Origin of the sequence: Nostoc favosum CHAB5714 (genome assembly GCF_020829495.1) — a bacterium.
Lineage (GTDB): Bacteria > Cyanobacteriota > Cyanobacteriia > Cyanobacteriales > Nostocaceae > Nostoc > Nostoc favosum.
Genome location: NZ_JAIVFQ010000023.1, coordinates 1 through 18,628 on the forward strand (window position 1 = coordinate 1; position 18,628 = coordinate 18,628).

General features: G+C 41.3%; 29 protein-coding genes and 1 pseudogene. 8 read left to right on the forward strand and 22 right to left on the reverse strand.

All coding sequences use genetic code 11. The features are described 5' to 3' along the window. Positions 1-88 precede the first annotated feature (88 nt). The 20 genes from LC586_RS16800 to LC586_RS16895 all read right to left on the reverse strand — a co-directional run bounded on the left by LC586_RS16800 (position 89) and on the right by LC586_RS16895 (position 10,530). Complete coding sequence (locus LC586_RS16800; RefSeq protein WP_229485905.1) at positions 89-643, reverse strand: hypothetical protein; 555 nt, start codon at positions 641-643, stop codon at positions 89-91. Beyond that, complete coding sequence (locus tag LC586_RS16805; RefSeq protein WP_229485906.1) at positions 625-840, reverse strand: hypothetical protein; 216 nt, start codon at positions 838-840, stop codon at positions 625-627. The genes LC586_RS16800 and LC586_RS16805 overlap by 19 nt, the downstream gene beginning before the upstream one ends. A gap of 12 nt (positions 841-852) precedes the next feature. Continuing rightward, positions 853-1,533: a hypothetical protein gene (locus LC586_RS16810; RefSeq protein WP_229485907.1), complete on the reverse strand. Its 681-nt coding sequence runs from the start codon at positions 1,531-1,533 to the stop codon at positions 853-855. A 2-nt stretch (positions 1,534-1,535) separates the two neighbouring features. Further along, a complete protein-coding gene (locus tag LC586_RS16815; protein WP_229485908.1) occupies positions 1,536-1,937 on the reverse strand; it encodes a hypothetical protein in 402 nt (133 codons plus the stop codon). After that, positions 1,886-2,398 (reverse strand): hypothetical protein, encoded by a 513-nt coding sequence (locus LC586_RS16820; protein WP_229485909.1) that lies wholly within the window; start codon positions 2,396-2,398, stop codon positions 1,886-1,888. The genes LC586_RS16815 and LC586_RS16820 overlap by 52 nt, the downstream gene beginning before the upstream one ends. Then, a complete protein-coding gene (locus LC586_RS16825; RefSeq protein WP_229485910.1) occupies positions 2,364-2,888 on the reverse strand; it encodes a hypothetical protein in 525 nt (174 codons plus the stop codon). The genes LC586_RS16820 and LC586_RS16825 overlap by 35 nt, the downstream gene beginning before the upstream one ends. Further along, positions 2,878-3,687, reverse strand: a complete 810-nt coding sequence (locus tag LC586_RS16830) for a hypothetical protein (RefSeq protein ID WP_229485911.1) — start codon at positions 3,685-3,687, stop codon at positions 2,878-2,880. The genes LC586_RS16825 and LC586_RS16830 overlap by 11 nt, the downstream gene beginning before the upstream one ends. Positions 3,688-4,251: 564 nt before the next feature. Further along, entirely contained in the window at positions 4,252-4,644 is a 393-nt protein-coding gene (locus LC586_RS16835; RefSeq protein ID WP_229485912.1) for a hypothetical protein, read from the reverse strand. Between the two features lie 197 nt (positions 4,645-4,841). Further along, the gene (locus LC586_RS16840) at positions 4,842-5,054 is read right to left on the reverse strand and encodes a hypothetical protein (RefSeq protein ID WP_229485913.1); all 213 of its coding nucleotides are present in this window, start codon (positions 5,052-5,054) and stop codon (positions 4,842-4,844) included. Between the two features lie 308 nt (positions 5,055-5,362). After that, positions 5,363-6,265 carry a DUF4351 domain-containing protein gene (locus LC586_RS16845; protein WP_229485914.1) on the reverse strand — a complete coding sequence of 301 codons (903 nt, stop codon included), beginning with the start codon at positions 6,263-6,265 and terminating at the stop codon, positions 5,363-5,365. Between the two features lie 417 nt (positions 6,266-6,682). Beyond that, positions 6,683-6,967 carry a hypothetical protein gene (locus tag LC586_RS16850; protein ID WP_229485915.1) on the reverse strand — a complete coding sequence of 95 codons (285 nt, stop codon included), beginning with the start codon at positions 6,965-6,967 and terminating at the stop codon, positions 6,683-6,685. Between the two features lie 32 nt (positions 6,968-6,999). After that, positions 7,000-7,146, reverse strand: coding sequence for a hypothetical protein (locus LC586_RS16855; RefSeq protein WP_229485916.1), 147 nt, complete (start codon positions 7,144-7,146; stop codon positions 7,000-7,002). Positions 7,147-7,227: 81 nt separating this feature from the next. Then, positions 7,228-7,569, reverse strand: coding sequence for a hypothetical protein (locus tag LC586_RS16860; RefSeq protein ID WP_229485917.1), 342 nt, complete (start codon positions 7,567-7,569; stop codon positions 7,228-7,230). Beyond that, positions 7,566-7,769 carry a hypothetical protein gene (locus LC586_RS16865; RefSeq protein ID WP_229485918.1) on the reverse strand — a complete coding sequence of 68 codons (204 nt, stop codon included), beginning with the start codon at positions 7,767-7,769 and terminating at the stop codon, positions 7,566-7,568. Before LC586_RS16865 ends, LC586_RS16860 begins: the two co-directional genes overlap by 4 nt. A gap of 40 nt (positions 7,770-7,809) precedes the next feature. Further along, entirely contained in the window at positions 7,810-8,583 is a 774-nt protein-coding gene (locus LC586_RS16870) for an ERF family protein (RefSeq protein ID WP_229485919.1), read from the reverse strand. Between the two features lie 18 nt (positions 8,584-8,601). Further along, positions 8,602-8,862 carry a hypothetical protein gene (locus LC586_RS16875; protein WP_229485920.1) on the reverse strand — a complete coding sequence of 87 codons (261 nt, stop codon included), beginning with the start codon at positions 8,860-8,862 and terminating at the stop codon, positions 8,602-8,604. Between the two features lie 28 nt (positions 8,863-8,890). Next, on the reverse strand, positions 8,891-9,118 hold the full coding sequence (locus LC586_RS16880; protein ID WP_229485921.1) for a hypothetical protein: 228 nt from the start codon (positions 9,116-9,118) through the stop codon (positions 8,891-8,893). Further along, positions 9,118-9,330, reverse strand: a complete 213-nt coding sequence (locus LC586_RS16885; protein WP_229485922.1) for a hypothetical protein — start codon at positions 9,328-9,330, stop codon at positions 9,118-9,120. The genes LC586_RS16880 and LC586_RS16885 overlap by 1 nt, the downstream gene beginning before the upstream one ends. Before the next feature lie 91 nt (positions 9,331-9,421). After that, on the reverse strand, positions 9,422-9,853 hold the full coding sequence (locus LC586_RS16890; protein ID WP_229485923.1) for a hypothetical protein: 432 nt from the start codon (positions 9,851-9,853) through the stop codon (positions 9,422-9,424). A 200-nt stretch (positions 9,854-10,053) separates the two neighbouring features. After that, the gene (locus LC586_RS16895; RefSeq protein ID WP_229485924.1) at positions 10,054-10,530 is read right to left on the reverse strand and encodes a hypothetical protein; all 477 of its coding nucleotides are present in this window, start codon (positions 10,528-10,530) and stop codon (positions 10,054-10,056) included. Positions 10,531-10,767: 237 nt separating this feature from the next. On the opposite strand from LC586_RS16895, the gene LC586_RS16900 reads away from it, so the two are divergent. The 4 genes from LC586_RS16900 to LC586_RS16915 all read left to right on the forward strand — a co-directional run bounded on the left by LC586_RS16900 (position 10,768) and on the right by LC586_RS16915 (position 14,561). After that, positions 10,768-11,031 (forward strand): hypothetical protein, encoded by a 264-nt coding sequence (locus tag LC586_RS16900; RefSeq protein ID WP_229485925.1) that lies wholly within the window; start codon positions 10,768-10,770, stop codon positions 11,029-11,031. 211 nt (positions 11,032-11,242) lie between these two features. Then, a complete protein-coding gene (locus LC586_RS16905) occupies positions 11,243-12,856 on the forward strand; it encodes a hypothetical protein (protein ID WP_229485926.1) in 1,614 nt (537 codons plus the stop codon). A gap of 220 nt (positions 12,857-13,076) precedes the next feature. Then, positions 13,077-14,072, forward strand: coding sequence for a hypothetical protein (locus LC586_RS16910; protein ID WP_229485927.1), 996 nt, complete (start codon positions 13,077-13,079; stop codon positions 14,070-14,072). Between the two features lie 318 nt (positions 14,073-14,390). Then, entirely contained in the window at positions 14,391-14,561 is a 171-nt protein-coding gene (locus LC586_RS16915; protein WP_229485928.1) for a hypothetical protein, read from the forward strand. Between the two features lie 74 nt (positions 14,562-14,635). Here LC586_RS16915 and LC586_RS16920 read toward each other — a convergent pair. Beyond that, positions 14,636-16,128: pseudogene (locus LC586_RS16920) on the reverse strand (ISNCY family transposase). Positions 16,129-16,219: 91 nt separating this feature from the next. Here LC586_RS16920 and LC586_RS16925 point away from each other — a divergent pair. From LC586_RS16925 to LC586_RS40680, 4 genes are all read left to right on the forward strand, one after another. Then, positions 16,220-16,486 carry a hypothetical protein gene (locus LC586_RS16925; RefSeq protein ID WP_306423259.1) on the forward strand — a complete coding sequence of 89 codons (267 nt, stop codon included), beginning with the start codon at positions 16,220-16,222 and terminating at the stop codon, positions 16,484-16,486. 20 nt (positions 16,487-16,506) lie between these two features. Further along, complete coding sequence (locus LC586_RS16930) at positions 16,507-16,710, forward strand: hydrogenase maturation nickel metallochaperone HypA (RefSeq protein WP_229485929.1); 204 nt, start codon at positions 16,507-16,509, stop codon at positions 16,708-16,710. Positions 16,711-17,081: 371 nt separating this feature from the next. Beyond that, the gene (locus LC586_RS16935) at positions 17,082-17,501 is read left to right on the forward strand and encodes an Hsp20/alpha crystallin family protein (RefSeq protein ID WP_229485930.1); all 420 of its coding nucleotides are present in this window, start codon (positions 17,082-17,084) and stop codon (positions 17,499-17,501) included. 224 nt (positions 17,502-17,725) lie between these two features. Then, positions 17,726-17,851: a hypothetical protein gene (locus tag LC586_RS40680; RefSeq protein WP_267921690.1), complete on the forward strand. Its 126-nt coding sequence runs from the start codon at positions 17,726-17,728 to the stop codon at positions 17,849-17,851. A 69-nt stretch (positions 17,852-17,920) separates the two neighbouring features. Here the strand turns inward: LC586_RS40680 and LC586_RS16940 are convergent, their stop codons facing one another. Next, positions 17,921-18,526, reverse strand: a complete 606-nt coding sequence (locus LC586_RS16940; protein ID WP_229485931.1) for a PEP-CTERM sorting domain-containing protein — start codon at positions 18,524-18,526, stop codon at positions 17,921-17,923. Between the last annotated feature and the right edge of the window lie 102 nt (positions 18,527-18,628).

Genomic DNA, 18,628 nt, shown 5'->3' on the forward strand with positions numbered 1-18,628 from the left:
TCTTAACACGATCGCACAAGAAGCGATAATGATCACCTGACTCAAAGAAAAACGTATATAGTTATGCTCTGTTTTTAAACTAAACGGTTTAGTTTGCACTTGGTGACAGCTTCGCCAGATCTACCCCCAATTGTGTTTGCAGTTCTAATTGTCTTGTATTGAATTGAGCAGCGAGTTTGGCAGTTTCAAGTTGCATTTCTGCTTCACTGGTAGCTAACAACACGTTCCCCAGAGATTCTCCATTTTGCAACATACCTAAAGCCATGCGTTCGACAGCACCGTTGCGTCCGGTAACATTAAGAACATCGCTGAATAACGGTGCTGTTTGTTGCAAGAGTTTGAGTTGTCTTTCGGTTTGCTTATCCGCCTCTTCAAAAGAGCGTTTCCTTTCGGCAGCAGAGGAGAGGAATTGCAATTGCTCCTCGGCTTGAGTATCTTTCATGGCAGCAAGCATATCTTCTTCGCGCTCTTTGTCCGAGTAGAATTTTTCTAGTTTTCGCAGTTCAACACCAGCAAAAGAAGCAAGCGCGATCGCACTAATATTACCAGAGATGAAAAACTTTAAGTCCTTGGGATTAACACAAGAAGTTAAGACTAGAGCCGCTAACCCGCTACCCCCAATTTTTAGCCAATGAAATAGCATTTGCACCACCCAAAAGTTAACCCAACAGCGATGATTTGTAAGAGCATGGAGTTATCAGCTTTACCCAAGGTATAAGTAATTACTGATGCCACACCAATAACTAGGAAAGACCAGGGCAGTAGACTAATTAATTGTGCTGCTGCACTAGCAATTAAAAAGCCGCATATCCAGATCAGGAGTTTGCAGACTTGTGACATTGTTCCCTCCTGTTAGCTGTTTGCTGATTTAATACGCTGTGTAATTCCAAGTGGAGTACCAGAATAACGCGCTTCCCTCAGTTGACGGAATTTATCAACCAAAGATGTAGTTTGTTCTTCATAGGGTGTAGGCTCTTTCTTAGTAGTTTCAGCCGTCAGCTTCGCTTGCTTTTTAGCAAGTGTTTCTGAATACTGTGACGCAATTCGCCCCAGGCTGATTCCTAAATCGTCCTGTGCTGATGCAATAGATGAACGACTTCCACCAACTATCTCTCGGAATTTCGACTCCAGATTGGCTAGATTAGTGGAGAGGTTTTTTTCCAGTTCAGCATGAGCGACTCTGGACTCGCCTACATTCTCACTAACTTCAGCCTGCTTTTCTGTTACCTTGTAAAAGGATTTGAGGTAGCGACTAATAGCTGTTGAATATTCTGCCCAGTTTTTAGCTTGGAACTCTGCACCCTTGGCTTTTTCAAGGGCGGAAGCTACGTCTTCTTCGGTGAGGTCGCCAAATACCTTGAAATTAACAGGCAACATATCAGCAATGCGTTGGGCATTTTCCCAAATCGCGGAATCCAAACCAAAATGAGAATCTCTTGGGATTAGGGCTTTGCTGATGTCGCCGTTTAAGTCTGAAAGGTTTAGCCCAGTATTTTTTGCTGGTTCTGGTTTTGAGGTTGTTGGTTTGACCATGATTATCTAACATCAATTAATGAATTACAAGGTTGATACTCTACAAACACATCATCTTCAAATTCTTGCCACTCAGCATTTAGAGGACGGAAGAAGCGTACATTATTCTCTAGCTTGATTTCCAGATTAATCTCAGGAAACTTAAAAACATTCTCCTTCTCAATTACCCTAGTTAGTTCAACATCACGGTCAATTTGTACTCCTAGATTCAAAGTGACTCCGGCTTTTTTGTACTTCTGCCAGTAATAAGAGAATTCTTTCTTGTCTAGGAAATTGACATTAACTTGAGGTATCCCGTTTTCAAATAACAGTGCGAGTATTCCTAGTGGCTGATAATGAATCTTGGCGATTCCTAAGTCCTTTTCGTAGCACCAGTAGGCGCGGTGGAAGTGGGCTGTTTGCAAAACTTTTTCTCCAATTTTTTAATGAGCATTTTGGCGACAGACTGCCAAACCAACGACCAAGCATGGTTGTTTTGTAGTCTCAACCGGGCAGCAGCAATATCAGCACTAGATGGGATAATACTGCCGTACTTTTCTAGATTGTTAATCGCTTGTTGAAAACTGACAACTTCATCTTCGGAGAAAGGAATGTCAGGAGCGACGGCTTTAGTTAATCTCTCCATCACTCCACTTAGTGTCGCTGATTCCTCCTTTATCCTCTGCAATTCCTGGGACATCACCTCTATTGCAGCCAGGTTCGATTGTGCGATCGCTTGCTCGAATTCCACCAGTTGGTTTTCGAGTTGGCGTTGTACTTCCTCACTAATGATTTTGGTAATGTCAGTAAATCCTCGCCCCTTATTTACTGAATTAATAAAATCTTGAACTTCAGGCGATGTAGGGTATGCACTCGAATCGTCCATCTTCCAAATCCCTCCACTCTAATGAAACACCAACACGATTGGCAAAAGTATTAACAGTCTGTTTCATGGCTTCATACCCCAGGTAGTCACAACTATCTAATAACTGTGAGAGTTCCACATCAATGAACTGCTTTTGAATAAGAGCCAATTGTTTCTTTTTCTTCTCTGCCATTTGGGATCTTGCAATTTGTTTCCCCTGCTCTCTAGCCTTTTCCATAGCCTCAAGGCGAGTTTGCTCCATTGCTTGGGCAATTTGTAACTCCTCTGATGCCTGAGATTGAATTAGTTTGTGATCACGTACTAGCCGCTCAAAAATCGCTAGTCGCAAATCATCATCAAAAGCAATCTCTAAACTCTCAAGTACAACGGCAAAGGCTGTGGTCACAGAAATAGTTTGTTCATTCTTACCTCTGACTATGCTTCTTGTTTGAGGCTCTATTGATGCGGATTCTGTGGAGGGGACTGTTAAGTCTGTACTTTTACGTGCCATATTTCTTTTGCGCTAATTTAGTCCAATTTGATAATTCCGAAACCGAGTAGTGCCTTCGTTTACTGAATCCTCCCCACTTATATAGAGTCCGGGGTGAAACCTTATAACCATAAGCCGCTAGATATTTCGGTAAGTCGCGTCCTATACATCCCCGCATCCGCCAAGCGTGCCACATCTTAGAACTTGAAGCTGTCTCCAAATTCATTGCTCGTCGTGTCCAAGTTCTCATCATCACCATTAGTTCCCGAATGCTTGGAAACCTTTGGGTTGGGTGATCATGCCGCCAACAGGCCATATACACCAGTATTGATGCCTTACCCTCTTCGACATAACGTTCATACTTCGGTATCCCCAAAAACTGTTTCCATGAAGCCCAACAATTTCTAGAAATGCAACGGTTCATAATTTCGTCACATGACCTTTTCACGCTTGATAACGCTATGAGTTTAGGGGCTGGTATGTCGGGTTGTTTATCTTGGGGAGAATTTATTGTTTCACAAAAAGCATTAAATACCTCTTCTACTTTGTACTCGTTACTTTGCCAGTAGTTTCTTAAACTCCGATATGTGATTTTCTCACGGGGCGCTCCCTTGCGATACCACGCCAAGCACAACAACAACTGTGATTGTTCCGATGTGTATGAGCGATCGCTCACCTTCTTTCCCTGCGGATAAACTGCACCAGCAAGGCGCTCCCAATTGCGCCAAGTGCGGTCACTTATAGTTGCTCCCCGTATCTTTTCACATTGAGTTTTGAGATTGATTGATTGGCTTATCCAATCCTCTAGTACTACTGTCATGGTTTAAAGTTTGTAAAACTAACGTGGCTGTAATTATTGAAAGAGTAATTGTGATGATAGCTGCACAAAATTCTAACAAACCAGACGAATTTCTTTCTTCTCTTTCTATTGTTTCAGTTGCACCATCAAGAGTTGTTTTTGTATGAGTCTCTTTCCTGTACACATTATCTCTTCTCCGTATATATGGACACTTGTAGCTATTTGATTGGTACTACACTTGCTCCCCCATTGAAAAAAGTGTGTATGAAAATCCGGGGTCTGGAAGCTAAACTTGGTTCATTTTATTTGCTAACGTTTTGCCGAATTCTTATGCTGTAACTATTTGAGACTTGTATTATTCTAGTATTACTCCAATTGATGATTTGTGATGGGGTTACTAGGCGGCTATTTCAGCTCTTTTCAAGAAAAGTCGGCAGAACAAATGTAGTTTGTCATTGAGGGCGAAAAGCTATTTTTGCTTATGTTGTCGATGTAGTAGCCTGTAAGAGTTAAAAAATCAGCAGTTCACTTTTTTAGAGCAATAAATCCCTCTTCTCCTTTTTACTGTACTAAGACTCTATGTATTTATTCAGACTTAGGAACTTGTGACTGCTCTCGTTGATATTGTTCAACAGTGAACTCTTTGAGAGTCTTTTGTAAGCAGTCTTGAACTATCCATTTTTTAGTAATGCCATGAGGTAGATTAGTGAAAATTTCACCGATCTTTCCTGTTACCCAAACCTGATAGCGAACTATAGGTGGTGCTGAATTAGCGTCAGATATTTTTTCAACCATTTCTATATGCTGCTGTTTATATTCAGGTACAGACATTGCTAATTCATGCCATCGTTTCCAAGTGCGATGACATATTCCCAAAATCCGCGTTCCCTCGGCCACAGATAGCGGTAATTCAATTAGATGTGAATCGGTTTCTCGTTTTTGGGAATCAAACAGTCTATTTCTCCACTCCTTCATCATTAGTCCATTGCTAAATAGTAGTTAATAGATTTTTAATTAAGACCTACCAAATTTAGGCACTAGCTTCAACCGTATTGATTTAACTCTGACAGTTTGTAGTCTGTTATTTGGCTGTGAATTGACATCGATAATTTAATAATAAAAAACCCGTGCAAGGACGGGTAGTGTCTGTGTGACGTTTTTATGTCACCCTGACATTAGTTAGCTGATAATATTTTATGGATAGCTCCAAAATGGTTAAGAACAGCAGGTTTTGGTTTTTGATATCTTGAGCTCCTTTCATCTGCCAACCAATGAGTAATCGTTTGCTCTGGATATCCAGTGAGTTTATGCATCAAATATATTGGGACATCATAAATTTTTTTGAATTCTTTTGGATGCATTGGTTCAATGCCAATCTTTTGTGTCATGATGCGATCGCTCCTACTTTAGGTAAAGTCTATGGTGGGAGTAGTCCTCCGGTGTTGTAACCACTGGGGGCATTTTGCTGAAAATATATATATCATATATTTTTGCTCCATACTTGGATAAAACTTAGATAGATAAATAGAGCAAAACGGTTGTGAAAAAAATTACATAATCAAATCAGATTCCAATACTGCTCGGGTTTTGCATTTTGAACTCAGAATTTGGTTTAGGAAAAAGGTTAAACCAATTCGCAGAGGGGCGTTCGCTTTTAGCGTCTCCAAGAGTTGGCCATTGCGAATTGGTTTTATCCTTATTGTTGGTTTAACCAAGTTTCTAAATCAGTCAAGGACGAGAAATCTAATAATGCCTCTGCCAAACCTTCTATTTGTTCAACAGGTAATTCTTGAACACGTTCAATTAATGATAAGTCTATCTCACCAAAGCGGCGATTTAATAATCGTATAACTAAACGCTGTTCCCCTTGCTTGATTCCTTGTGTCTGTCCTTCCTGTACAGCTCTTTCACGGTCTTGCTGATAAAGTGGTTCCAATCGCATAATTAACTCCTGATCATCTGGTTCTAAATTTTGATTGACTCTTAAATTCTGGCGGAGATTGTAGACTAATTCTAGCGTTGCTTTCCGAAAGGGATGATTTGCTGGCATTACTTGTAGCTCATCAATTGCTTGCCCTTGTACTTTCCCTCTACCCAGTATTCTTAACCACAAAGTTTCAGGAATAACTGGTAGCTGATGGATAGCGACGATAGCTGTCCTGAGAGCATCTGCCAGAAAATGTACTCCCGGCAACCAATCATTTGTTGGTATTGCCCTAAAACTAGATAATAAGTTTGCAGATGCAGTGGGAGTCAAAATCCATAGTTTAGGAATTTCTGACTCTTGAACAAAAGTCTCATTTCGGTTTGCTTCTCGTTGTAATCTACCCCTGACTTCTAAAAGTTTTAACAGACAATCACAAATTTCATCACTTGATGCAGCATTTCGATATGGTTCTAATATTGCGGGTGTTTCTGCAAACCTTCCTAGAAGCCCTAAAACTTCTAAATTAGTGTTTTGTCCTACTGAAGGAGAAAATAAAACATCAATTTGTCGAACTTCTCCTGCTACACGACTTGGAGCTTGCACTTCTCCATAAGGTTTCAGTAATTCTTCCAAATAATCCTTCGCAAATTGGTCATGAATAAATCGAGTCATAAATTTTAATCATTTTTCAAATTACTGGAATTGAAGAAGAATTCAGAAGTCAGAATCAAGACGCTCGATAGCGCCGGCGGCAAGCGAATCCTTGAGCGTCTGACTCGCTTGCCGCCGGCGCTATTAGTCGGGGATTCAGACCCGCGACTTTATTGTTGACCACCAAATTTTCTTGTTTTGTGGGGGTGCAAAAACGCCGGTTATTCATCCGCTTTTTCGGTCAGAATTCAGAATGAATTCTGACTCCTGACTCCTGAATTCTGTTTGATAAATTGTCTTTAGTGAGATGCAGTAATATATATGTACTATCATATCCTGTTGCCTCTCAACTTTAAACAGCCTTTTTTTCAAGAATGCGCGAGCTTCACCTAAAAAGTTTATTGAAACAGACTTTTAGATGTCACCTGACTCCTGAATTCATATCTTCAAGAAGCCTTCTCTTTGTTTGACAAGCACCGAGCGCAAGTACCGCCGACAAGCTGCTTCTCCCCGATAAATCAGAATTCGCAGCGCCTCTATTTCCTGCATTGGAGAAACACAGATTTCGGCGATGGCTGGAATCAAATTCTGTTGCGAACGCACGTAATCTTGATGCTGTTGCTCTAACTCCTGAATCTTGGAATTCAACTGCTGTATTTGCCGTAATGCTTGAGTTAAGGAAGATTCTCTGATTTGAGACTGGTTATCTAAAGTTAATGTCATTTTTTTCTCCTCTTAATTTAAATTCTTTCTGTTTACTGTTGAGTTGCCTGTTGTACACCATCAATTGCATCCACTATTTCTTCTAAAACATTGAACGCATCATTTAGCACCACATCATTTGATGTAGAAAAGGAAGGAGGACGACTGAAGCCTGCGATAATCCTTACTGCTCCCCACAAGCTGCAACGTATATTGACAACCTTGCAAGATAGTCCGAATCTCTGATGTGGTTAACTTGATTTCCATTACTGTTTCTCTCCCTAAAATTTATCTCGTTGAATACTGAAACTTGCTCCGACTAGAGAACTGCCCAAGAAAGCGGAAAAGCTTACCAGCATTGCACCCAGGCAAATATTTTTCTGTTGCTGCCAACCAGAGATGATTATGTTGGGATTATTAGTCTCGATAATCTCCATTCCCCAGCACCCCATTGCTCCAACTCCCGAAAACCCAGTAATCAGCACAGAGACAATTGCAGTTGTTTCTATGGTGCGATCGATAAAAATTTTGGGGCTAAATCTTTTTCGAGTCCGACGAAGAACTAATTTATTACAAGTGTTTGAAGGCAAAGATGATTTATGAGTCATTTTATGGGTTTTCATTTTGCTTCGTCTAACTCCACAAAAAATCCTGCACCTGTATTTGTCACTTTTACCAGCTTACGATTAACTAACGTTTGAATCACCCCCAGACTAAAATTTATAGTGCATAATCGAGCGCTGCCACCGCAACGGCGGAGATACTGTAGGCACAATGAGGAATGGTCAGCAGGGGCGGGGTAAGTGGATTTTTTCTTCGGCATGATATTTTTCCTATTGGTGTTATGAGAAGATATGATTGCTTCAATTCAGTTCAGGCAATTGTGCAAGCGCTCCCTCCATCCAGTCGCTGATTGCTGTTGTTTCATCTACCCCTCGCGCTACAGCGTCAACTACATGCTTCTGATAAGAGTTAACAGCATGATTCGGGTGTCTAAACTTATTACCAGCCCAAGCCAAACACATGGTCTTTACTAATTCGTCAATCTGAAGAGAATCAAGCTCACTCGGACTCGTAACATTTCGAGAATGCAGCCATTCTTTCACCAAGTCCAACGGATAATTTAAAAGTGTGCGAACTTCTTTGACTCGCAAATCTTTTGGGTTGATTGATGGCGGAGTTACAGCTTGTTTTGTTGGCTGAATTCTGTACTGTTGATTCTCTTTGCGAGGTCTAATATTATTCTGCGGTTGCTCAGTTTTTTTAGGAGTACCAGCGCCTTCAGCATCATCATCTTCATCTGCTGTAACTGATAAAATTGCACAGACTGCATAACGACGCGCGTAGGTCAAAGCTGCACCCAATTTCTGGGAATCACTAATCTCAGGCAAAGGATATGTGCTGGTGATACTCTCCCCAGATTCATGAAAAATATGAGTCCGTAGCACGGTTTTACCTTCAAAGATTTCGGTGGTTTGAATTATTACTAATCCATGTTTACCAAGCGCAGGAGTGACAGCATCTAATACAGCATCTAAGGTTGCATATTTGCGCTTGTAGTGAGGATTAGTCCCGTCTTTTTGAATCGGATTAAACTCTGCCTTTGCCTTGATTAAAGCTTTGATCAGTTCTTGCATTGTCTGCCTCCTCTCACTTTACCAATCACTTTCATTAATATCACCAGATACTTTTTTGCTAGACTTAGCTTTATTTATCTGAAACTCTGAAGCTTTCAAAACAGGCATTGCGGCAAGTTTAACTGAAGCTTTGGCTTGCAGATAGAGAAATTGTGTCACTCCATCAGCGTCTTCCCCATCTTCGACTTGCGCCCAGAGAGAGCAGCCTACTTCTAGTGATTCGTAATCACCAAGATTGAATTTTCTGGAGTAACTAACAGATACAGTGGTGAATTTCATTTTGTTTGGGTTTACTAAATTTTGGTTGTCAATTTTCTTCGCTAGTATCAACCATTTCAATGCTGAGTTGATTACATAGCTCCTCAGCCTTTACACCAACAATTCCCGGTTCAATTTCAGTAGAGAATTCTTCAATGATTGAATGAAAGTCAGGGGATTCATCATTGATTTCAACTTCAATCAAACCTGCATTATTCGATATAACAGTTGCCCAAGTTGGCAAAGCTGGAGGAATACTTGTTGCATAGAGTTTCATTACTCTGTCTCCTGATTAAACTTGACCTCAACGATTTCTTCTACACACCCCATTGCCTCACCCAAGTAATGGAGAACATCGCCTACATGAGTTGCAGCTTCTGGGTCAATCTTTTTATCAGCAATCAGCAAAAGCCAATTTTCGTTTTGGGCGATTACCTGAATCTTCAAGTAGCACGAGTTGAATTCTTGTAGGATTTCTATGGGTGACATTGGTATATTCGATGAGTTATGTTGTTCTATTTGGATAAAATTTAAGTTTGCTCCTTCCTACATAGGTGGGTCTTCCTGCCCACCCGTTTCCTCACACTGCAACCAAACCTTTCACTTGTGGAATGTATCTCTTTAACCGCTCCCAATCCTCAATTGTCAGCGAATCAAATTCTTTATCCAATAACTCTTCTTCTGAGGGTTGCTGTTCTGTAGTTGCTTTTGATATCCTTGCCACCTTCATAAATTCATCCAACCCAACTGCTGCATCAACCGGCTCGGCGTATCGAAGAGAATCCACACCGTTAGACCAGTGGGTAATATGCTGAAATATCACCCCAATCATTGAATCAGCTTTGTATACTCGATAATTTCTGGGGCAAGCTCCATTAACGTAAACCAGTTTGTAGCCAGAAATTCTCATGACCTCTGCGTTGGGGTCGGTTGGAGGTAAGAGAATTTTTTCTAGGCAGTCACCTAAACCCGGATCAAGAAGTGCAGGGTTACTTGCTGTACTTTGTGTCATGATTGTGTTTATTCGAGATTAACCTCGTTGGCGATTGCGATTCTTTTGGTGTGCAATCGCCTTTCTCACTTGCAACAACTAAGCTACTGCTGGTCGAACTCCTAAAAGTGCTATCGCTCCAACTGCCGTTTGAGCAACCCGATCCAAACCATACTTCCTGGGGTTGGAATACCACTCTTGTCCGTCACACCAAACGTTGCCTACAAAATGCCTATTTCGGTAGACTTTCGTGCCGAATACCAAATAATCAATTTCCCCGTGGTACAAACCGAAAAGAGTCTTGCATCTTTGAGTTCAGTTTCCAGTCGCCGATTCCGTTCCCGTGGGGTTTCTGGTAGAGTCGCTTTCACTTCTGCAACTCTTTTTGTGAACCAGTCCCGGTCAAAGGCTAATCGTCCGCCTTCCACAAACTGCACCCATACTGTGATTCCGCCTTCGATCCAGATGGTGCGAACTGATTCGGGTTTCACCTGAATAATCTCGCCAATGATGCGGCGATCGCGAGATGTCAGAGGGTCTTGGGTTGGGGCTACAGCTTCGGCTTGAGTTTCGAGGTGGCTGTACAGTTCTGCTTGGGCGAGGGCTTGCTCATCTTTGGAAGGAGCATCTGCAAATGTGACTATTTGATTAAGCTTAAAGCTTGAAGGTGCTTGATGTGTGCAAACGGATTGCGTCATAATATAGATTCCTGTAAAGGGTCAAAGGGCGATCGCTTGGTTTGCGAGACTGGGGCGGTCGTCTTTTGTTTTTGTGTCTAAACTAAGTATAAACAATTTGATGCACATTGTCAATACACTTGTGTTAACAAAAACAGTTAAGAAATTGCAGTCACAAGGCTATATTGTTAGTACACTTGTCATGACTTGAGGAGACTGATAGCTTGAGGATGGTGAATGTATTAATAGGGATAATATATGAGTGCAGACAATCGAATAATGGTACGAATTAGCACTGACAAGAAAGAAGCTTTTATGAATAAAGTCAAGGAGGAGGGGAAAAACGCCTCTGAGGTACTTTTGGATTTGATTGACAGTTACTTGGGAGTACTAGCCCGAAATGATGAGTTAGAAGAGCTAAGAAAGGGGCTAAGAGAAGAACTCAAAGCAGAACTGAAGAAAGAACTCGGAGGTGAGATTGCTTTACTCAAGCAGCAACTCTTGGGGGAATTGGCCGCCTGAGAGAGGAAAACGAGTCTCTCAGGCAAATGCGCGATCGTATTTTAGACAGCATCAAAGAAAAGCCCGCCGACAATTAGGCGGGTTTAGTTTTTTGTAATTCATCTCGTACATACTATGTTAGTCTAAATGTCATGACAAAATAAAACCCCCCAGCGCGTGCGTCGAAAACAATCGCTGGGGAGGGTAGTTTCACGAACCATTTTGTAAGTTCATGACTACACAAACAATATCAAATCTTTCTGCACTATGCACACTCGATTACAGCAATCTCAACACCAGCATCCAGGAAACCTTTACCGCCATCGACCGATTTGAATGGCAAGCGCTAGATGAAATCCTCCAGATGAGAGAACAGCAGCTTTACCTGCAAGCTGGATATAAAAACTTTTCAGAATACTGCCAGCGTGAATTATACGCCTGGGGTGGATACCGACGAATCAACCAACTGCTAGGAGGCAAAAAGGTCATAGACACAGTTGGCGAATTGGGGGGACATATTAAAAACGAGCGTCAGGCTCGTCCTTTACTTCGCTTAGTCAAGGAACCAGAAAAGCTTAAAGCTGCTGTATCTCTGGCTCTGAAAGATAACCCCTCCCCTGGTGAATCAGACTTTGCAGCTGCTGCAAATATTGTGGTTCCTCAACTTCCACGCAAAAAGCAATCTATTCAGGAACCAATGGTTCCCAAAATTCAGGAACCAGTGGTTCCTCAAAAAGCCATTGTCACAGTTTCACAACAGTCACATCCAAGGTATGGAGAAGAGGGAACCATTGAGGCTTCGGCTCCAAATCACTGGCAGCAGATTGTCACCTTTGCTGATGGGGAGAGGTTGTTGATCAACAATGCTGATTTAGATGCCCACAGTGTCCCATTCCCTACAGAGCCAAGTTATCCACCACAATACTCTGAGGCGATCGCTGCACTCAAAGAGCAACACAAGCTTGAGTTAGAGCGCTTACAACAAGAATTGAGAATTGGGCTACAGTCAGAAGCCACTGCTAAAGCTGAAGCCCAGGTACATGAGCAAATCCAATCTTTGCAAAACCTGTACAAGCAGCAGAAAGAACAAAACATCCAGTTACAGCAACGGCTGGATGAAATGGAGGGGTTGAGAAAGCTGGAGGCTGAGAATCAGCAACTCAAGCAGCGTATTCAAGATTTGGAAAACGCGGTTGAGCAGCGCCCTTCTCAACAGTGGGGAAATACCATGACCCAGCAAGCGACCAAAGCGTTGAACAAGCAGGTAAAACAGGCATTAGAGAAAACCATTGACCTGCGATCGCTAGCCCAAGAACCACCCAAAGAAAATGCCCAAGAATGTCTGCGGCTGATGGGTATGGCGTTGAAAAACCTTGCCAGTGCGATGAACAACACCCAAGCCTTGGAAGCTGCGGCAATCATTCTGGGGAGTGAACCTACACCAGTTGCGATCGCATATCGAGCCGAGCAATTGGAAATGTTGCCCCAAGCAGTTAGTGATATTCGGCGGGTGCTTGCACAGCCTGGGTGTACTTGGCAGGAGTTTTGGAATGTTGCCCAAGAGTATGAGGTAATCAAACAAGACTATTGGGCGGAATTGACTACCCAAGAGACTAATTTAATTGCTGCCCTCCAGAATGCATCCTCTCAACCAGACACCATTAGTGTTGGTTCTATCGTGTCTCATGCTGACCCCTACCGCACTTTGTATGTAGAGAGGGGTGAGGTGGTAGAGGATTTGGGAGAAGAACTGGTGGTGGCCTGGGATTGTTGGAAGGAGCAATCGAAAAAAACTGATAGGTATTTCCGAGATGAGTTGCGATTCTGGCAACCGGAAAAAAAGTAGGTGAAGTTGTTGATTAGAGCGATTGCTTAGTTAAAAACTGTGCAATCACCCTATGAAAAGTGCCTCCGCCGCAAACGGTAGACAACAGCACGATTATAACAATGTAGCTAGTTGTACTGCTAAATGTACTGATAACTTTTTAGACCGATAAATATCAAACCAAGCCCCGCATCGCAGCGAGGGAAATTTCCGTGCGTCAACATAAACAGGAGATTGTAAAATGACCACAACTATTACAAGACCCAAGCCCAAAAAGGCTGCTGCCACTAAACCACAGTCACCATACAAAAGACTTCATGTGATTATTCCAATTGAAGATATGTTGTGGGCTTCCCAGCAAAAACCCTCCATTAATCAGCTATGGCAGGAGTGCTGGACGGCTGATCCTTATGGTTCTCGGTGGATGCCTTTGACTCCTGCTTTGGGGTACAGTACTTTTATCTCTGCGAAGAAAATTCTCTCTGACAGTGGTCTGTTCATTTTCAAACCCGACAAGTCGATTCAAGATGGCAGGGAAACGGCTAGCTGGATGGTGAAGAATTTGCATGGTAGCCGGATGAAGGAATTTTGGGAAAAAGCCAATGCTGAAAAACAAGAACCAAATGCTGGGGATTCAGAGAAAGATGCTGGCTGTGAAGAAATGGGTGCTTTGTATAAAGCATCTATTTCAGGTGAAAATCATACAGAGCAAGGGTTTCAGGAAACCTCACGAACTGCTCAAGAACAGTTCACGAACTCATCATTTGAGTTCGTGAACTGTGTCTCTGACACGCTTACAGGAAATTCGCGTGAGGGGGAAACGGCGATCGCTCCCTTGGAGGTCGCGTCGCCTCGGATTGTTCGAGGCGTGTCAGAGAAGGAGAAAGACTTGCCTATGGCAATGGACTGCACGACGCTGGCGCTTGTAGATGGTGTACAGGGTGAATCTGCTTTGTTGTTGGCTGAAAACCAGGACTGTGGCGTTCAACAGAGGGACTGTCATGAAGGCACTTTTTCCGCCGCGTCCGTCGCTAAAAATGAATTTTCTTTAAATTCTGCGATCGCTAATCAAACACAGGGGCAGGTAGAACAGGGTAATCCCACTTCGTTGTTAGTTGAAAATTCAGTTTCAGGTGTAGAAATGAAAGCGGATCACGAGGGTGAAAGTTCCGCCGTGCCTGTCACCAACGCTGAAAAATGGTCACATGAGGCGATTGTTGCAAGGTCGCAGTTATGAAACAGGAAACTTGAGAGCAAAGAATAACTTGCACGTATGAAAAGTTAAGGTTTTCAGTAAGGTTAAAATGTCCGAATAAAAATTCAATCGGATCAAAAGATAAATCATTTCTTTTCTGATCTTACTATGATGTATATTTAATTTTAATTTTATAAGTAAAAATACGGCATAATACTTGATTTATCAAGCTGATAAGTGTATTATCGAAGTTAGAAATCAAAGTTACAATCATGATTATTTAGAGCGGCAAAACTTAATCTGTGCTTTAGAGCTTGTTACGAAATAACTTTAACTATTGCTTTTGTAGAAACTATGGCAATGAAACGGATAAAGTTAATACTCCTGTCTGCCACAGCACTAACAACACTGCTGATCAGTAATCATCGCGTACAAGCTGCTAATTTAGCTCTGAGTTTTGGAGAATTGGTAACTCCTCCACCAGATACTACCATTTCTAGTTTTTTCAGAAATCAAATATTAGTCCTATAGTATTTATAGTAATTATTACAAACATTTAGAGGAGAGGAAATAAAAGTTAATTTATCCTAGTGTGGTAAAACTTACTAGAGAAGACGACTCTCTAAATTAGCCAAGTAACCCTTGGGGTCTCTGCGAAATCGATATTGTTCAATTCTGGCTTTGTGATGTTTTTGCAATTGAGAGCGTAATTCGAGCCAAGTATGAATATCAACTTGTGCTAAATCAGATGCGGTAAAAGAATGAAGCTTAGTAGCTATCGCACAGGCAAGTTTGACAGAACCACGAATAACGAGGGATGAGGGGGCAACCTTACGACCGGTACAACGACGTTGATGATGACGTAGCATACCAAAAGCATGTTCTAAGTCATTATTAGTTCTGGGAAAATCTTCAATTTCATAACAATGAAAAAGTCCAGACCAGTAGTTATGAGTGGTTTTTATAAAGTTATCGATTGCGGTATTAAGTGTCCCAGCTTTCTGCTTTTGTTGGGACATTTCTGTTAACAGTTGCTGATAACTTTGTTTGACTTAACCAGCATCAAGACCTATTTTATTATTGAGAATATTACTAGCTTTATCAACCCACTGATATGCAACTCTAACAGGTGAAAATAAAGATGCCGTTGCAGATAACCCCTTAGCTATCAGGTGTTTTAGGTTGACTAAAGGTGGTGGTAAAGCACTTTTTTTTCCATCCGCTCTAAGCTTTGCTCTATCAACGTCAAATTTTCTTGTAACTTTAATCCAGATGCCTCTAACGGTGGATGACCATCATTGGTTATAGAACTACGCACTGCCGAGCAATAATCTTCAATAATAGTTGCCAAATCCTTATCTTCATTGACAACACTACGTTCAATGTCTCGTAATCCTCTAACTTTTTTTTTCAATTCCTTTTTTGCATGTCTATCCGCCTCATATATGGGTTTAATTGCTTCTTTCAGGTAATGGTAATGACATAAACCATGAGCAATACTAGGTAATGCTAACCCAACAGCTTTGCGAATTGATTGTTGTCCATCACTAACAACTCCATCAATTGGTACATTTAGGGTATTAGTTACTTCTAATAATAATGCCGCTAAATCTTCATTCCTTGATGATAATAAGGTTTTAGCTAGTATTATTTCTCCTGATAAGCAATCTCGAATTACCCATAATACCTCATGTCCAATTTCGGGCTGCATCCCATCAATAGCTAATATCACCCGTCCTTGATTTTTAAATATTGCTTTTAACCTTTTATGGTCTTTTAGCCACAAAGAAAGTAACTCATCATATCTGTCAATTAGGTGCGTGACCGTTCGTTGACTTATACATATACCCTTTAATTCAAGGTGAGTGTGTATTTGGGGAACACTTCTATGTTCCTGGTAGCGTAATGCTCCTATATAAGCAATCACATCCAAACCAAATTCGTTTTGTGGTAGAGCTAGGGAACCTTCTTGCTCTGGTCGATATGCTTTTTTGTACCGCAGACATGACTTATTTTGACATCGACGAATTTTTAGCTGTAGTTCTACTACCCCATTTAATGTTCTTATATGTCGAGGATTATTATATTCATTCCACATTGCTTGACCGCACGAAGGGCATTTTTTTTGAACACAATCGAATACTTCAAACGATGTTGCCTCTGGTTTTAGACTTTTTCTTGCCAAGTTTTTGCACCATTATTTCGCTACAAGGTCAAGATTACAGGATTTCTACTCTTCTCTAGTAAGTTTTGCCACGCTAGGTAAAGATTACATCAGCAGTTACCGAGACTTACATTATCGCTATCAGATAGAGACGGCGGTTAATATTGGTTTTTGGTGGGATGCTCCGGTAGACCGACGCACACGGCAAACTTTAGAACAGGCAATGATTCAGAAGTGGCGATCGCCGTTCAACAAGGAAAATTGGGAGCGGTGGGGGCAGCCGTTTAAGTAGGGTGTTTAGTGGTGATTAAAATGTCTGATAATTTACCTTTTCAAAATCCTGACCAACTATATCAATGGCATCAGGGTATAAAAGATGCCAACCGTAATAATATTTTTTGTCATTGTCGTGCTTGCGATTATGAGTGGATGGATTCAGCATTTGATGTTACTTGTATTCAATGCAGTAGCAAAGATGTAGAAAGTATTTCATCTTGGCAGTTTCCCGATGACTAAATCGAAATACTTATTGAATAGTGCGACGGCGAAGCGAGTAAAGCGAGTGTGATTGTTGTTTTGGAAATATAAGCAACGCCTGACTGCACTATCCCCTTCAACAGCAGAATAATTAGTTGATTATTATTGGTATTAATAGTTATTATTCGGGTTTACCGAACCTCAAAATTCGAGTAAACCGTAATCTTTTTTACTGCTTAATTTTGTACGGTAATCATCAATTACTTGGTGATAGCCGAATTTACACTAGTTTTAACCATACTTATTATAAATACATAAGCACACAACCAAGTGCAAAAACCAATTAAACAAGAACTGAATTTTTCTGAGAAAGAGTTATGACAGTAGTTCGTTACAACCCCTGGCAATAATTGAACGCTTTAGAACGTCACATCAACGGCTTATTTGGAGATACCAGAGTACTATCTGCACGGCTTGAAAAAGGCTTTATCAGAGTTCCGACTGCTGAGTTGCAAGACACTGATGATGCGATTCATCTCAAACTAGAACTGCTAGGACTTGAAACTAAAGACTTAGATATTCAAGTCACCCAAGATGCTGTTCACATCAGTGGTGAGCGCAAGTCCCAAACTCAAACCGAAAACAATGGCACTACAAAAAGTGAATTCTACTACGGTAAGTTCAAACGTGTAATTCCTCTATCTGCTCGGATTCAAAATACCAATGTCACCGCAGATTATAAAGACGGTATCTTGAATCTGACACTGCCAAAAACTGAGCAAGAAAAGAACAAAGTTGTCAAGCTTAATTTAGAACAACCTGCTGCATAGTCTGAAACTTCATTTACCTCCAATGATTGATTGAGATAGCTTTCTATGGGCATGGCCGAATGGCATGGTGATGCCTAAATCCCTGGTATTCCTAGATGAAAGAATGTGGGGTTGCAGGTATTGGGGAATTAAGAAGATGTTGAACTCCTTGATGCACTCGCATTCAATTGTCTGAAACACACTCAGCCTACACCATGCCCTGACAAGGTTTCACATGAATCTTCGTGCCATTCGGTTCAGGTACTTCGATTCTCAAGGGGTTAGAAAACAAACCAGAAGTTGCTAAACAGTATTGGCAGGAATTATTTGAGAAAATTCTGGACTGTACGCCAGTTTATGCCCATATTTAGCTTTGACAAGTATTCCTTAAGGTTGCTTGTGTTAACTTATTGCCATCTTTTCTGCGTTCGCTGATGGTTTTAGGAAACTTTTTCGAGCTTATTATCAGTTAATTTAGATAGCTTTTTACGTTTCAATACTAAATGTGTGCTAAAAGTGCCGAGAGCAAGTAAACTCACAATAGATGTGGGTTCAGGGACACTGATTATAGTTGCAGAAAACCTAATGGGTAATTCACTATCTTCTGTTCCCAAATTTTCAAAACCTGGTGTCAACGGTGGTGCAGAAAAAACCTCTAAATAACCCGGTGTCGGCAAGAAAGTAGCAAAAAAAGGACTCACAAAGTTTCCTGCTGATGTGGAATAACCAAAACCATCACCCGTTAACTGTTGACTATTAAGACTAATTAAATTATCAACATTAAAAGGTTCGTTTCCTGGGATTGGAGTCCCTGCGGGTTGTAAACCAGTAATTGTTTCACCATTACGTATCCCAGTAATTCCAGAAATTAAGTAATAACCTAATTCGTTAGGGGTGTCATTAGTAGTGAAAGTTCCGTTCGCTTCTATACCAGTACCAGAATAATTCCAGTTCCAATCTAAAGCAGAGGCGGTTTGCATTGTTCCAAAAACTAAGCCAAACGTGGTAGTGAGGGCTGTAGCAGATAGTAGAGCTAGATTTTTCATAGAGGTCGTTAGTGCGATTGCTTTCAACATACCAAGGGTGATCCCGGTTCTTGTAGAGAGTTCCCATGTATTATACGGAAACTGATGAGGTTGGTATTATTT

Bases quoted from the DNA above. Each gene is read 5' to 3' on its own strand.
- LC586_RS16915 (WP_229485928.1), top strand. From the start codon at position 14,391: ATGAAACGGATAAAGTTAATACTCCTGTCTGCCACAGCACTAACAACA.
- LC586_RS16865 (WP_229485918.1), bottom strand. From the start codon at position 7,769: ATGCCGAAGAAAAAATCCACTTACCCCGCCCCTGCTGACCATTCCTCA.
- LC586_RS16890 (WP_229485923.1), bottom strand. From the start codon at position 9,853: ATGACACAAAGTACAGCAAGTAACCCTGCACTTCTTGATCCGGGTTTA.
- LC586_RS16910 (WP_229485927.1), top strand. From the start codon at position 13,077: ATGACCACAACTATTACAAGACCCAAGCCCAAAAAGGCTGCTGCCACT.
- LC586_RS16905 (WP_229485926.1), top strand. From the start codon at position 11,243: ATGACTACACAAACAATATCAAATCTTTCTGCACTATGCACACTCGAT.
- LC586_RS16840 (WP_229485913.1), bottom strand. From the start codon at position 5,054: ATGACACAAAAGATTGGCATTGAACCAATGCATCCAAAAGAATTCAAA.
- LC586_RS16885 (WP_229485922.1), bottom strand. From the start codon at position 9,330: ATGTCACCCATAGAAATCCTACAAGAATTCAACTCGTGCTACTTGAAG.
- LC586_RS16930 (WP_229485929.1), top strand. From the start codon at position 16,507: ATGTCTGATAATTTACCTTTTCAAAATCCTGACCAACTATATCAATGG.
- LC586_RS16875 (WP_229485920.1), bottom strand. From the start codon at position 8,862: ATGAAATTCACCACTGTATCTGTTAGTTACTCCAGAAAATTCAATCTT.
- LC586_RS16860 (WP_229485917.1), bottom strand. From the start codon at position 7,569: ATGAAAACCCATAAAATGACTCATAAATCATCTTTGCCTTCAAACACT.
- LC586_RS16900 (WP_229485925.1), top strand. From the start codon at position 10,768: ATGAGTGCAGACAATCGAATAATGGTACGAATTAGCACTGACAAGAAA.
- LC586_RS16810 (WP_229485907.1), bottom strand. From the start codon at position 1,533: ATGGTCAAACCAACAACCTCAAAACCAGAACCAGCAAAAAATACTGGG.
- LC586_RS16940 (WP_229485931.1), bottom strand. From the start codon at position 18,526: ATGAAAAATCTAGCTCTACTATCTGCTACAGCCCTCACTACCACGTTT.
- LC586_RS16825 (WP_229485910.1), bottom strand. From the start codon at position 2,888: ATGGCACGTAAAAGTACAGACTTAACAGTCCCCTCCACAGAATCCGCA.
- LC586_RS16850 (WP_229485915.1), bottom strand. From the start codon at position 6,967: ATGACATTAACTTTAGATAACCAGTCTCAAATCAGAGAATCTTCCTTA.
- LC586_RS16820 (WP_229485909.1), bottom strand. From the start codon at position 2,398: ATGGACGATTCGAGTGCATACCCTACATCGCCTGAAGTTCAAGATTTT.
- LC586_RS16845 (WP_229485914.1), bottom strand. From the start codon at position 6,265: ATGACTCGATTTATTCATGACCAATTTGCGAAGGATTATTTGGAAGAA.
- LC586_RS16830 (WP_229485911.1), bottom strand. From the start codon at position 3,687: ATGACAGTAGTACTAGAGGATTGGATAAGCCAATCAATCAATCTCAAA.
- LC586_RS16870 (WP_229485919.1), bottom strand. From the start codon at position 8,583: ATGCAAGAACTGATCAAAGCTTTAATCAAGGCAAAGGCAGAGTTTAAT.
- LC586_RS16895 (WP_229485924.1), bottom strand. From the start codon at position 10,530: ATGACGCAATCCGTTTGCACACATCAAGCACCTTCAAGCTTTAAGCTT.
- LC586_RS16800 (WP_229485905.1), bottom strand. From the start codon at position 643: ATGCTATTTCATTGGCTAAAAATTGGGGGTAGCGGGTTAGCGGCTCTA.
- LC586_RS16805 (WP_229485906.1), bottom strand. From the start codon at position 840: ATGTCACAAGTCTGCAAACTCCTGATCTGGATATGCGGCTTTTTAATT.
- LC586_RS16835 (WP_229485912.1), bottom strand. From the start codon at position 4,644: ATGATGAAGGAGTGGAGAAATAGACTGTTTGATTCCCAAAAACGAGAA.
- LC586_RS16880 (WP_229485921.1), bottom strand. From the start codon at position 9,118: ATGAAACTCTATGCAACAAGTATTCCTCCAGCTTTGCCAACTTGGGCA.